Annotated in this window: 10 protein-coding genes and 1 pseudogene; 4 read left to right on the forward strand and 7 right to left on the reverse strand. The window is 40.3% G+C overall.

The window, feature by feature from the left end; all coding sequences use genetic code 11:
• Positions 1-70: 70 nt before the first annotated feature.
• Positions 71-1,162 carry a hypothetical protein gene (locus tag K2Y18_01050; protein ID MBX9804320.1) on the reverse strand — a complete coding sequence of 364 codons (1,092 nt, stop codon included), beginning with the start codon at positions 1,160-1,162 and terminating at the stop codon, positions 71-73.
• A gap of 187 nt (positions 1,163-1,349) precedes the next feature.
• Here K2Y18_01050 and K2Y18_01055 point away from each other — a divergent pair, with 187 nt between their 5' ends.
• Complete coding sequence (locus tag K2Y18_01055; GenBank protein MBX9804321.1) at positions 1,350-2,765, forward strand: peptide MFS transporter; 1,416 nt, start codon at positions 1,350-1,352, stop codon at positions 2,763-2,765.
• Positions 2,766-3,479: 714 nt separating this feature from the next.
• Here the strand turns inward: K2Y18_01055 and K2Y18_01060 are convergent.
• The 3 genes and pseudogenes from K2Y18_01060 to K2Y18_01070 all read right to left on the reverse strand — a co-directional run bounded on the left by K2Y18_01060 (position 3,480) and on the right by K2Y18_01070 (position 6,195).
• Entirely contained in the window at positions 3,480-4,100 is a 621-nt protein-coding gene (locus K2Y18_01060; GenBank protein MBX9804322.1) for a nucleotidyl transferase AbiEii/AbiGii toxin family protein, read from the reverse strand.
• Positions 4,097-4,912 (reverse strand): type IV toxin-antitoxin system AbiEi family antitoxin, encoded by an 816-nt coding sequence (locus K2Y18_01065; protein MBX9804323.1) that lies wholly within the window; start codon positions 4,910-4,912, stop codon positions 4,097-4,099. Before K2Y18_01065 ends, K2Y18_01060 begins: the two co-directional genes overlap by 4 nt.
• Positions 4,913-5,014: 102 nt before the next feature.
• A pseudogene (locus tag K2Y18_01070) lies at positions 5,015-6,195 on the reverse strand (tyrosine-type recombinase/integrase).
• 833 nt (positions 6,196-7,028) lie between these two features.
• On the opposite strand from K2Y18_01070, the gene K2Y18_01075 reads away from it, so the two are divergent.
• The 3 genes from K2Y18_01075 (at position 7,029) to K2Y18_01085 (ending at position 9,640) form a co-directional block, all read left to right on the forward strand.
• Positions 7,029-7,418, forward strand: a complete 390-nt coding sequence (locus tag K2Y18_01075) for an acyl-CoA thioesterase (GenBank protein ID MBX9804324.1) — start codon at positions 7,029-7,031, stop codon at positions 7,416-7,418.
• Between the two features lie 94 nt (positions 7,419-7,512).
• Positions 7,513-8,346, forward strand: coding sequence for a LuxR C-terminal-related transcriptional regulator (locus K2Y18_01080; GenBank protein ID MBX9804325.1), 834 nt, complete (start codon positions 7,513-7,515; stop codon positions 8,344-8,346).
• A gap of 268 nt (positions 8,347-8,614) precedes the next feature.
• Entirely contained in the window at positions 8,615-9,640 is a 1,026-nt protein-coding gene (locus tag K2Y18_01085) for a hypothetical protein (GenBank protein MBX9804326.1), read from the forward strand.
• 146 nt (positions 9,641-9,786) lie between these two features.
• On the opposite strand, the gene K2Y18_01090 is transcribed toward K2Y18_01085, so the two are convergent.
• The 3 genes from K2Y18_01090 to K2Y18_01100 form a co-directional block, all read right to left on the reverse strand.
• Positions 9,787-9,996 carry a hypothetical protein gene (locus K2Y18_01090; protein MBX9804327.1) on the reverse strand — a complete coding sequence of 70 codons (210 nt, stop codon included), beginning with the start codon at positions 9,994-9,996 and terminating at the stop codon, positions 9,787-9,789.
• Positions 9,997-10,150: 154 nt separating this feature from the next.
• The gene (locus K2Y18_01095; protein ID MBX9804328.1) at positions 10,151-12,598 is read right to left on the reverse strand and encodes a hypothetical protein; all 2,448 of its coding nucleotides are present in this window, start codon (positions 12,596-12,598) and stop codon (positions 10,151-10,153) included.
• Between the two features lie 49 nt (positions 12,599-12,647).
• Positions 12,648-13,586 carry a trypsin-like serine protease gene (locus K2Y18_01100; protein MBX9804329.1) on the reverse strand — a complete coding sequence of 313 codons (939 nt, stop codon included), beginning with the start codon at positions 13,584-13,586 and terminating at the stop codon, positions 12,648-12,650.
• Positions 13,587-13,714: the final 128 nt, after the last annotated feature.

The raw sequence follows: 13,714 nt of genomic DNA on the forward strand, positions 1-13,714 counted from the left end.
TGGTCCAATCTCTAGAGCCATTTCACTATCTGGTAAATTTTAGTAAAATGACCCTCAAGCATTGGAATATTTACGCCTCAGCAAATGATTTTGCAAGTTTATTTTCCATTTCATCGAGGATATGAAGGGTAAATTCGAACAATGCGAGGGTTAGAAGAGCATGTTTTCGGCTCTGGGGAGCAAGACATGCGGCAAAGTGTACCGGCATATCGCAGTGTCGATGTTCCTGGTTGATTTTGTAGTGTAAGTCATATCCCCGAGCAGCATCCGGCTTTGAAGATAGTTTAATAACCCTGGAAATCGGGTCTTGCCCCTCGTAATAGGCTGCCTCAAACAAATTTACCATGGCTGAAAATGCTAACGGACAAATTTCGGCCACCCGTTTATGAGAAGCTAGAAGCCACTTGGTTCCATCAGCTACAGGAAAATTATCTTTATCCAATCCGATGTCGCTAAATACCTGCTCCATAAATTTATAATGTCCGGCTTCATCAGCCATAAAATGCTCGATTAGCTCACTTGCTTTTGAGAAGTGGATCAATGCGGGCTCCATGGAACGCCCTGACTCTTTTGTCACATACCAGGATTGTTTTGATATCCACCCAATCATATGGAAAAACTTTTCTTCATCGCGCTTGAGGAGTTTCTCAAGGAACTTGCCAAATCCATCTTGGCCTGACCAAGTCGTGCTTTCCCACTCCAGACGATAGCAGATGAGGTAGGTGACAAAACTTATCGGGTCATAAAGGTCAGTGCCCTTGATGCGGGCCTTGTCTAATATCTTTTCGCGGTCCCAATTCCAATTCAAAGGGATGTCTTCTTTGAGAGAGTCATCTATTGGACATCCAAAAGTCTCTATAAGTTTATGGGGCGTTGATGAATCAACATTTAAGTCTGTACATATTTGAAGATCTTTTCCTGCAAATTCTTCTAAGGACCTAGGTTTTATATAGAATACAGGATAATCTTTGAGGTCTTGGATAAATTTTTGAACGTTCCTGTTGCAAGGATCAGAGTGCAGGAGGCTGGTGGCATCCTTGATCCACTCTTTATCTTCGGGTGTCACATCAATTTCCATGGAGACCCAAGGGAGGGAAAGGACAAAACTATCGTTCTGTTCAGCCCAATCAATCGTCAACCTTTCGTGGGGAATATATGTCATTATTCTTGTCTCATTATTTTATTTTAAAATCGCAAAGTTAATGACTTTTACCATGAGGGAACCTTCAGTTTCTATGTTTTTATGTCGCAGTCATGAAAAATTCAATTCAATAAAGCCTTTGAGCTTGTAGGGTAATTCTGTAAATTAGGGGTATGTTTCCCCTCTATTGGGTATCAGGAGAATAAATTTGCAAGCAAGATCTTTAAATAAACCAGCATCTGGAATGACCTATCTCTATATAACGCAAGCTTTATGTAACTTTGGGTTTTATGGCATTAAATCAATCTTCGTTTTATATGCCATCCAGCAGCTCAATCTCGACAAACCTCAAGCCATTGCTCTTTTTGCAACCTTTATGACTCTTTGTTATGCAACATCTCTTATTGGAGGCACAATAGCCGATCGTGTCCTTGGCATTAAAAACACAGTACTCATGGGCGGTCTTCTCACTTTCACGGGATTGTTGAGCTTTACTTTTTCATCCCCCGAATTCTGTTATCTCGGTTTGGCTTTTATGAGTTTGGGGTCTGGCTTCTTTAAACCGAACTTATCAACTTCAGTTGGTCTGTTTTTCGAAAACCCAAAGGATCCTCAAAAAGACAGGGCATATTCTCATTTCTACATGGCCATGAATGTAGGGAGTCTTCTCGCGCCGCTCGTGTGCGGGCTTGTAAGTATGCAGTATGGTTGGAATTATGGGATTCTCCTGATTGCGGGAGGCTTTCTTGGGGCTACCTACCTGTTTAATCAAAAAGTTCATTTTGGAGATCAAGAATCCTCGAGGGTCAATCTGACCTTTCTAAAATCGCTGCTTCTGGGAATCCCTCTAGGGGTTACTATAGTTTTGTTTTATGGTTTGTTCAAATATAGAGACTCATTCCATGGATTGATGGGTATCATCGCTGTTTCGAGCGTTATCTATCTCGGTCGCATCTATTATCAATGCAATGCTCTAGAGAGAAAAGATGTGCGGCACATCATGGGCTCAATCCTGTTGTTTGCTTTCTTTTGTTCTCTGTTTGAACAATCAGGAAGTTCATTGTTGCTCTTTTTTGATACGGGCGTTGATCGTACGGTTTTCGGAAGGCTCATTCCTTCTTCTGCGTTCCTTTCTTTAAGCCCCTTGTTTGTCCTCATTCTCAGCCCTATCCTTCTCTTCCTATTCAAGACATACTTTGAGAAAACAAAACCGTTAGATGGTTTCTTCAAAATAGGGCTTGGGTTCGTGTTTGTCGGTGTCAGCTTTCTCCTCCTGTCCTACAGTTCCTATCAAGAAATTTCTCTTGTATCACCTATATGGGTTGTTTTGGCCGTATCCATTCAAACCATCGGGGAACTCTTGGTTGTGCCCATCGTCCTTTCCAACATCTCTAAATATTCTCCCCCCAGGTTCCGCAGTGTCATGATGAGTTATTGGCTGATGGCGATTGCATATGGGCACTATTTCGCGGGCTTTATTGCCCAATTCTCGGTTGGTACTCCTCTCGAGTCTTCGGCGAATGCCTTAGAGCGATATGGATCATTTTTCTTTTCTCTTGGATTGATGCCGCTCTGTGTTGCTGTTCTATTACTGGGATATCAAGGAATGAGACGTTTAAGGTAAGCTTGAAAAGTTCAAACATAATGTGCTTTTGAACGAGTCTGTAATTTGACCTTATAAGAAACTGTAGGGGACCCAAAATTGTCCCCTAAAAACCCCGTTCTGATTTTTCAAATTTATGAATATTAAAAAGTATGAATATTTACTTTTTCAATCATTCATTTCGAAGACCTGAGAAATGCGCGCTTACATGTTGCATTTGCAACCGCGCTTTTGTTGCATGCAACCCATCTTAAAAATTGAGTAAAACTGCTGCTCTAAAAGGAACAAAAAAATGGCTAAAGGGTATGGAGAATTCTGTGTCATTTCACATCCCCTTGTCGCAATGTGTCGCAAATGGAAATGCGACAAATCTAATTATTAAAAGTTAGGATTACGGCGCCTTACAAGACACGCTTTTAGGTTTGTCGCATTGTCGCGTCTGTCGCATCGGGTTTTGAGTATCTCCAGTCCAAGAAGCTCTAAAAATAGGGTAAATCATTATGCTTGCTCAGGTGAATTATCATCCTCAACTCTTCTCCACCCCTTTCCAGGCCTCTCCCTGTAGCAAGGGAGATATTTCGTTTTCGAATAAAACCCGTCCTTGTTCAGGGTGATAGTCATTTTCATAGATCGGAGAAAGGAGGGTTTGAATATCGGATGTGAATCTTAAATCGGTAAATTTGTGATACATATTTTCTTCAAATTCCGCTCTGGAAACCTTGCTATCTTCACCTTTCATGTAAAAGTCAAACATTCGACAACTTTCGTCCAATCAATGTCAGGAAATGATTTCTTGATAGCAACGAGATCGAACAGATCCCTTCCTTTACTCCTTTGGTATAAGGCGCGTAATTTGGTCCCCATAAGTTCTTCCAGTTGGTAGACTGTTATCCCTGTCGTCCCAGAGAACCAGTCATTCTTCACGTTAAACGTCTTCTTGTCTAATCCCAGACAGCACCAATGTTCCCGTGTGTTAATTTCAACTTTCAGTTTGAGGGGGGTAATGGGTGGCACTTCTGATTCAAATCGATAGGTTAATGTTACCCTCCCACTTCCTTGCTTATATTTTGGTTTCCCGAGCCATGGATCAAGGACTCCATGCAGTTCAGTCAGCACATTCCCAATCGGCTCTTGGTCAATTTGCACCAGATCAATATCTTCACTGTATCTAGCAGACGGAGAGATATAGAGCTTATTGAGCGCTGTTCCGCCTCTAAAGCCGAGTTTTGAAGCTAAATACTCGGATGAAAAGATTTCAATCAAAGCTCGTGAGATGACCAAATCCTGCTCAATTTGGGCTTCTAGGGGCCAGGGTGCCCGACTTCTCCATTCATTGATAAAGAGTTGCGGTATCAAAGATCAAACTCCATATTTTGATTAATGTATAGGTTCCATTTGGTCGACTTTTCTAATTTTACTTTGGGAGCTGAGCTCACAAGGTATTTGTAAGGGGGATTTAATTCCTTAATCAAGGTGGCTAATTCTTTTGTAGCCGCTGAAAATCCACAACTGTCCAGAACGTAACAAAGACGCTGCCAGTACACCAATTCTCCCCGCTCGGAAAACGTATTCTTGGCAATGGTGAGCAGCTTTTTAGAATCAATTTTTTCACCGAGTTCACTTAAAACCGTCGCTATGTTATTAAAATGACCGGACGCCGAGGGGTATCTCACCAAATCGAATGCGGTTAACTCAGGATCAGAGACCCACATATAACCCGTTACTGTTTTGACCTTCGAGGCGCCAATAGCTGGAAAATGTTTCTTTTTATAGAATACAACTCTTGTCCGTAGATTATTCCAATTTCTAATCTTTAAGTCGCTTGTGACCACTTGAAACTGCATTGGTTGTTGATGGGCAGCTCCGTGTAAAGCTGCGGCAGACAAAAGGCCGACATAATACTTTTCTGAACCATAAGTCATCATTTGGTCTATGAACCAATCTGGAGGAGGACAACCCCTATCTTGGTATTCTAGGGGGGTAATTCCATAAAACCCCTTCCTTAAACGATATAATCTGTGTTCAGATACGAGCCGGGAAAAGGCAAGATCGATATTTTTGGGAGTGCCCCCTATATCGGCGAGAGCTTTCTGTTTGCTAACAAAGAGCTTTCCCGCCTTTTGCAGGTCATCTATATAGGTGCGAAGTGTTATATGTTTTTCCATCATACTCATAATATATCAAATTATGATATTAATTGCAATAGATAGAAACAATCGTTTCTCAATGAGAGTTTCCCTCATAATTCTCACTAATTATAGGCCTTCTGGCTAAAAATCGTCCTCAATCTTTCTCATACTTTGTAACATCGCTTGCGTTGCTTTCTCCATAGAGTCTCTGACAGGATCAAGATTTAACCGCGCATAGACGGCCGTTGATTGCGTTGTCTTATGGCCTAAGCTTCGGCCGATCATGAAGCTATTCGACCCTGTAGCCGCTTGCCAGCTGCCCAAAGTGCGTCGGAGGTCATGCAACCTTAGGTCTTTAATTCCAGCTCTTTCTAAAATCCGCTTCCATCCGGCTTTGGGTTCCATTAAATGGCCTGTCTCTCCTGTCCCTTCAAAGACCCATTCTCCCTTACGGTGCTTTTTAAGACGTGTATTTAAAATACCAATCACTGTGTCGATCAGATGGACTCTTAAATGTTCACCATTTTTTGTTTCTAGCACCAACCATTCTTTCCGTTCAAAAATGAATATCTTCCCACCGCATTGCTAACACATTGGATCGCCTCACGCCTGTAAAATAGGGAGACGTAGATATAATCTCGGATGGTATCGTTTGACTCTTTATCGAGGCTCTCAAAGAAACGAGGTAGTTCATCGGGATGAAGAAATCGATCTCGAGATTTTTCTTTGAATTTCTTAATCCCTTGCGCTGGATTAATCCCCTCCCAACCCCACTCAATGGCTTTATTGTAAATAATGTGGATTCTTGCTAACAGACGATTTGCTTGGTAAAGACCATTTTCCTTTCCGATCTTTTCATGGGTGGATTGAATCTCCTGTTTGGTAATGCCTGATATTTTTTTTCGAAACCAATGCCCCAAAAATCTCGGCACATCCTTCTCGTCATATTTCCAGGTCTTCTTGTGGTGTTTGCTATATCGTTCCATATACAAGGTAAACAGCTCACCAAAGGTTGTCTCTGCGCGCAGCTTTTTCTTTTCATCATTTGGATTCTTTCCTTTAATCATTTCGGAAATGATCTTTTGGGCTTCATTGCGAGCTTCTTCAACGGTCATCTCGGGATACTTGCCTAAAGTGATACGAACGGGCTTATCATTCAATTTCCGGTATACCTTAAACGACTTGGATCCTTGCTCGGTTACCATGAGTTCAAGGCCTCTTATCTTTTTATCATAAACATAAAGCCGTTTTCCCGTCTTTGGTAAGGGAAGGGCATCCAGACTTTTCTTTGTGAAATTAAAGCTTTTATCCTGTATTTTCATCACTCCTCCTCTTTTCGTTCAGTGGGTTACTGAATATAATCAGTGGGCCTTGTCGCTATACCCGGGTATACGCCGGGTATACTTTAGACAGCTATTTTGATATAAATCCATAAAACTTTAACAAAATAAAGATAGCCGTTTTCCTAGGGTTTGCAAAGGTTCTTATCGTTTTAGAAAGGTTCAAAAAGGTTAAACACTGTGATTCGTAATCAGTAGGTCGGAGGTTCGATTCCTCTCTTCAGCACCAGGGATTTTGGGGATTACAAGGAGCTGCATTTTTCTTTGCACTTAAAATTATCACTAAACTATCACCACGCGAAGAGATTTCGAGCAGCACGCGAGGGCAGGACTACTTTTTGGGCAGGTTACCTTACATTTGGAATACTTATGTAACTAAATAAAGCTTTTATAGTGTTGATTTGCACTTGATTAATTGGCTATGAAGTTTTTGGTGTCCCAAAATTTGAGTGAGCATTGCGTCTCGATACTGCAAAAGTTCATTTGAATTCTCGCTAAAGTTTAGTAAAAGCCTCCGAAACCCCTTGTTTCTCATTTTAAGTTGTGTTAAATTCTACTCGAGCTCGTAAAAATAATCGAGGAAGAAAATCTCTCCTCTCTCAGAATAAAAAACGAGTTACTTCAAAAATTGAAACAAAATTGCTTCTCAAGCATGTATTGAGGCGATTATTGATTGCAAAAGTGATCATAATTGTAATTTATGCAATTTGCTGTCGGTTTGAGCAAACCTTGCGTTTTTGTGCGTAGAGCTTTTGCGGTGTAGAACGATATGCGGACATATCGCATGAATTAATTAGTAAAGAGGACCTACTAAGATGTTGGAAACATTTTTACCCCCAAATCGACAATTGGCTACCAGAACGCGCGCCCTACCTGCCAATGCTAGTGGAATGAAGGACATTGTAGACGGGTGGTTAGTGTCGCAAATGCATTTGGCAGGGATGAATGTTGCCCTCATCAAAGCAAACGGTCCTGTGGCTACTTCTGCCATTACTGAACTCCTCTTTTTTAGACCCCTTCATGAAGGAGAGGACGTTAGTTGTTTTGCAGAAGTGATCCGACTTTGTGATAATGGGTTAACGGTCAATGTTGAGGCCTACGTTTATTGTAAAATCCAAAAGGGAAATATCAAGTTAGCAACAGGCGTTTTTAAATTCAAGGCTGTAGACAAGGAGAATAATCCGCGAATCATTCCGAGACACTAGGTGATAATTCCAAAACTTACCTGGGGAGCTTAATGATATGGTTTTGGAATGGGTTAAAAACCTATTTCAATAAAAATAAGGATTAGAATATGAAATGCATCAAAAAATTGTTTTAAATAATAATAAGTCGGCTTTAGACTACCACATATCAAATGTGGGCCGTATTAATCAATTGTGTGATCCTTTGAAATATTTAGGGATTTCGACATTTGGTTATATGAAAATGTTTGATGATTCCACGTATTTACACCTTTGTAATCAGGATGATTGGTCGAGATATTATATTCAAAACATTCACGATTCAGGCGACGTATTTACAAAAATGTTTCCGATGGTTGATTCGGAGATAACCACATTCATTTGGCCCAATGAGACCCGAGATCCTTTGCTGCTTGATTTGAAAGACCATGATATATTTCACGGATTTACTTTTTATAAACGTACCAAAAATTATATAGAACACTGGAGTTTTTGCACCAAACCTAATAATACGCAAGTTTACGACCTTTATTTCAAACACAAAGATTTGCTCTGGAAATTCGTTAAGCATTTCTGTGACAATGCAGACGACTTAATAGATCATTCAGACAAAAGTAAGCTCGCAACTTACAAAAATGGTAATAATATTGCCCCTGAGAAGAGCCTACTTGGAGCTGGTAATATCGATAAGTTCCTTAAGTCAATTGAACCAAAACAATATTTACTTAAAAACAATCAAACTTGGGCTTTCATTTCTGCGCGAGAAAGACAATGCCTGCAATTAATGACTGAAGGACTATCGCAAGGAGATATAGCGCAGAAAATTGGAATTTCTCCATACATGGTCGAGCATTACTTAAATGAGACAAAACGCAATCTGTACGCTACCTCAATGCATGAACTTCTTGTCGTATTTAAAAATAGCCCTCATTATATGGAAAGATCGTAATGGGTATAGTCATGGGAGTTTGGGTATGACTCCAGCAGAGGCAAAACATTAAACAAAGAGGCAAAGATGTTAAAGGAATTCTTATGAAGCCTATTGACACACTTTTTCTTAATCACAATCAGCACTAAGAGCTATAATTTGGAAAAATCCCAACTGTTAAAAAAATACTATCCTCTATCGAGGAATATGAAAATAGTGTAAATCAGAGATACCCAGGGAATTGCTGCCTAGCGGTTTTGTACAAATAAATGAATGAAGCATCGTTGTTATGAATAAAATTACCTATAAAAGATTGACTTTGGGCATAGCGGTTTTAGTCTTCAACTTTATACCTCAACATGTGCTGGCTATGGACACAGAGGAAACAGAGACATCGCAAAAACCTTCCCATTCTAGACGTCATGAAAAAAAGGTGAGAAGCGATTGGGACGAACAAGATGTTATCTTAATTCAGTATAAACTACCGAGTGACCAACGTAAGAAGTTAGTTGAAGGATGTCTATCAGGGTCTCTGCCTCAAATGAAAAAAAACAAGTCGTGGCATTTAACTTTACTGATGGTAAAAAATGTAAAATCACCTCACCGCCAGCCTTTAAAGAAGCGCCTCAAGAAACTTGCTCTTTCCTATCATTCATCTGAGAGCTTCACCCCTAGAAATGCAAGGTATTTACAAACTGAAGATGACGCGCCAGGAGTTATTGCTCTTTTTCCTCAGATTGAAGAGGAGGAGCTATTTAAAAGGATTAACCTAGCTCTTATTGAAGAGGTGAGGAAATACGAGAATATCAACGGTCTTTCATATGAGTTTCATCCCTATACTCAATCAGACAAATACATTCCTCATCTAACAGTTGCAAGCACGGGTTTTATTGAAAGGCATCAGCTTAATATCGAACAAGTTACCAACACAATTAATCAAAAAATCTCTCCTGATCAGAATGATAAAGGAGTGGATGTTGTCGTCATTAACTCTGGAAGTGCTCAGGGTGTTCTCCCAGGTGATGTTCGTTCTAACTTAGATGCTATAGGGCTGTCTAAGCGGGTAGAAAGAAAGCCTGTCCTTAAAGAACCAGATGGGAGTGGGGCAAATAGTAAGCCTAGATCGAATAAGGCTTATCGTAAGAATGTCGTACAAGCGAATGGTGAGGTGTTAGCAACCCAACCAAAAAAGCCTACACCAAAAGCTCCTCAACTAAATACAACTGGACCAAAGGCCAAACAGAAAACTAAAGCAAAATATAAGGATTCTAAGGAGCAAGTGAAAACGCAGAAGGCAACGCCTAAGAAGCAGTAGAAGGTAGCATTGCTTCTCTTATGAAGAATTGTGCTATTTATCTTATTTTCCTCAATTTATTTTTACCTCATTGCTACTCTCTATAGAGAGGGGCTCCACTATTTTCAAAGGGGTTTCAGGACTATTGGCCTCTCCTCCCTCGAGGTTTAAGGAATGCTCAATCCACCTAACTGTATTAATTTCCTTGTTCGTGTTTTTCTAAAACTCATGGCTGTTTGCCCTGCCTTGCTTAAGTGTCTTTCCATTTCTTGATTACACTTGTTCATTAGCCGGTTGAGTTTCTTCATTTCCGTCTTTAGGTCGTCCCTTTTTTCTGGCAAGAGGAGAAGTACGTCGACCGCCTGTCGCGTATTCAAGAGAAGCTCTCGGGGGTGGATTATCTGAATTCGAAGGAGGTACAGGCCCAACTCCAACAAGAACGCCAAGCCCAAGAGCAGCAGGATATTAAGATACATAAGATTAGTGTTCTAAGAATACTATACTAATCCTTGCCTTTAGATGAAGACTAAGCTACTGCATTACCCCTGCACCCCAAGAGTCACTTCCACTCGAGAAAACAGCTCCTGGAAACTTGAGCTTATTCTTATCAATATAAGGGTTATCCTTTGAAGGTAGGGCATGCATGTCTTTGCCAACAAATTCATAGAAGTATCTTTGATAGGGGTCAGGTGTACCATCATCTAATAAAACAGATTCAGAAATATCGATTTCATCACTTGGGAAATAAAGCTTACTGTCTGGGTTGTGAGTTTCCTTAGGAGGATTTGTATTACCACGAAATGAATGCTGCCCCTTTTCTGCTAAGTCGCGCGATTCTTCATCAAAATCTACGCTAGCTGTAACAAATGTATTAAGACGAAACTTTGTCCAATCCATTTCACCTGATACGGAATTATATCCAGTTGTTTCAAACGTTACTGATCCCTCCATACTATTGAGTTTTGTGGTCAATAGTTGAAGAAATCCACCTGGCTCATGTGAATTTTGAAGTGTTATTAGGGTAGGAGTACAGCACTGACAGACAGTATTTGTTGAATACCCCAACGTGGCTAACCCATGAACGGTATAATGTCCACGTCCGCTTGAAGTTTTCAAGAGATTTGCAAAATCTTCGCAAATTTTATCCACATTCTTCTTCTTCCTTAATGCTTGCACGACACCCCGCTCACTGTGGACAAGGTTGGGTTTGCAAAGCCCAGCATTATTGATAAGATTTACAATTTCTTCCTCAGCTTTCTGTTTGTCCCTTCCTTGAAGGACTCGACCAGAAACAACATCAGATTTTACAGTCTTAAAGTACTGCGCATCGCTTATCCCATTAAACACACCGTCAGATGCTGAGCGGGTAAGCGGGCGCCTTGGTAACCCTTCAAAATTTAATGGAACTTCCAAAAATCGTTGTCCTTCATTGGGTGACGCTTGGTTTGGTTTCAAAGATACGACAAAAAAAAGCTGAGGGACGAACACATTTTCAGACCCACGTTTACGATACCTCTCCAAGAATCTACCGACACCTTTTAATCGCCCTAAGGATTCTTGAATATCTAATTCAGCGCGATTAGGACGGGGTGGGCCAAAGACAACTTTCTTAGTATCTGGGTGGGGATAAACTTTTGTATACTTTGCTTGAGCGCGTATATAGGCGTTCTTAAGCTGCTCTAATAAATAGCTTTCCCTATTAAAGGACTGAAATAGGGGCAAGACAGGAACTGAAGCAGGGGAATCCTTTATACTTGAATTTTTTGGGGAGTTTTTAAAAACTTTACGGTAAGTAGTGTACACTGACCACTCTATCAGTGCAGCAAGCCAATTTTTCCCTTTGTTATAGCGCTCATATTTCATTCGAATGTTTTTCAATGGATCAGCAAAATCATGATGATTGAAAGTAAAAAGATCCCGAATATTCTTTAGCAGACCGTTTCTAACGTCAGTTGCCCTCTTCCCTTCAAGCAAATCTGTTAGGGTCCTGATATAAGTTTTTTGAAGAAACTGCGGGTCATCAAACTCATATTGCTCCCAATCATAATCAAACCAAAGCCCGCCGAGGATATTGCTAAGAAGCTCCTCCGGAACGTTCAAGTTTTTGTAAACGCGAGTTGCAAATTCAGAGGAGGCTCTTAAAGTTCCCTCAATTGTTTCATTTAAAAGCCAGCTGTAGGTGTACTTTCCCCCAGCAATACAGTGTTCCTTCAAAAAGATCTGAATTGCATCAACGTCGATTGTTTTTTCAGTAAAGTCATCCATCGATTCAACTGAGATGCCTAAAGTATTTTCAAGTTGGGAAATTTGCCACTTATGGTAGGCTTCTTCTTCTCTTTCTGGATTATCGTCATAGTAAGTAGTAGAATCATCATTCTGATCCACTTCGTGGTTCCTCTTTCCTGAAGAGCTGCTCTGAGAGTCATCGTCATTTTCACTTTCTGCTGAGCCATAATCATAAGATCTCTCGTCATCAGAGCTATTCTCACAATTTTCATCCATGTCGCTATTCTGCTGGGGGTAACAGTAATCTATGTAACTTTGATGACTTATGATATGCTCATGAATCCACTCAAAGATTCTGCTTCTTTCAATAGAGATTACACTCTTAAAAACGCGATCAAAGAATGCTTTTTCAGTTTTAATCGCACCTATAAGATTGCGAATCGTAGAAGTTAGCTCTCGATCAGCTAGCTCATCAAAAATTTGAACTACGGATTCATAGTGTTTTGCATTTTGCCAAGAAAAAGCGTCCTCTGCTGCTTGAGATGATAGTGGTGCCCCATTTGGAACAGTTTCATTTTGCGAAAGGGAGTGTTGCCTCGTTGCAGCAGCTGTGCTCGAACGTCTACCTCTTTCTGTACTATCTAATGCCTGCAAGGTTGCACAAGAAAATATTGCAATAATGACTGTATGCGCCCCAGCTTTCAGTACTGTAAGTAACATGTTTTTCCAAAAGATTTTTGTTCTTCTAATCATCTCAATCTCCTTAACTAACTTTTTCAAAGGTGATATATCACCCCTCAATTCAATGTATATTCATCCATTCTACTAATTTTACTAACTTAGCTTCCGTAATTCGTGTCGCTGTGTTTATAACATTTTCTTGTCCATAAGTGTGCACTCCACAACAATATGAGCCACTTCTCAATTTGGTCCAAGCACTCCCACCACTCTCTCCACCATTGGTATCGATAGTATATGTGAATTGATTGGTGTATATAGATTCAACATTACCTGACATGGTACACATCTTATTTCCTCCTCTGTCGCGAGGATATCCGGTTACATTAATGGGTAGCTTTTGCAAGCAATTATCTGTAGGTGCCATTATCCCGTACCAACCTGTTTCCTTGCCTATATCACTATCCAATACAAGCAAGGCTATATCCCATTCAGGATTTTGATGTTTATACCATTCCTCGGTAATAAAAACGTGAGTGACATTCGCAGTTCCAAAGGGGCGAGAGGCTCCATTTTGACCAGGCGTAAATGTCATCGTTTTTGCCCACCCATTATTTTTATCAAACACGCAATGTCCAGCTGTTACAACATGGTGAGGGTGAACAAGTGTACCGCTACCTATATAATTATCATCAGGAAAAGACATTTCGAGATGGCCGTGAGGCCTCCACTGAACATCCGTAGTTTTGGCTACTGTTTTACGATCATCGGTTCCAATAATAGCCCCAATGCCTCTTGATGCAGGCAAAATTAAATGAGAATCCGTTATCATATAATCCGGACTCGAGGTGACTTTTACAGGAGTATGATCAAGTTTGAAAATAGGACGCTGATCAGATATCTTTTTTTGGATCGTTCTTGTTGTAACAGCTCTTTCTCCTTCTATAAGTTGATCACTGTAATCATCACCGCCCCATGACCAACAACAGCATTGAGCTGTCTGTATATTTGAGATGAAGAAAATCATTCCCCCAAAGAAAAAAAACATATTACGTATTTTCATTTTCAACCTCCTATTTAGTTTGATACCCAACTTTCAAACTATATAAGGGGGCATACTTGATTTTTCATCCGTAAAGCATACGTAAGTATGAAATTTTCTTTCAAATGGACAAGATGAGAACTATGGAT

It is taken from the genome of Alphaproteobacteria bacterium (assembly GCA_019746225.1).
Lineage (GTDB): Bacteria > Pseudomonadota > Alphaproteobacteria > Paracaedibacterales > VGCI01 > VGCI01.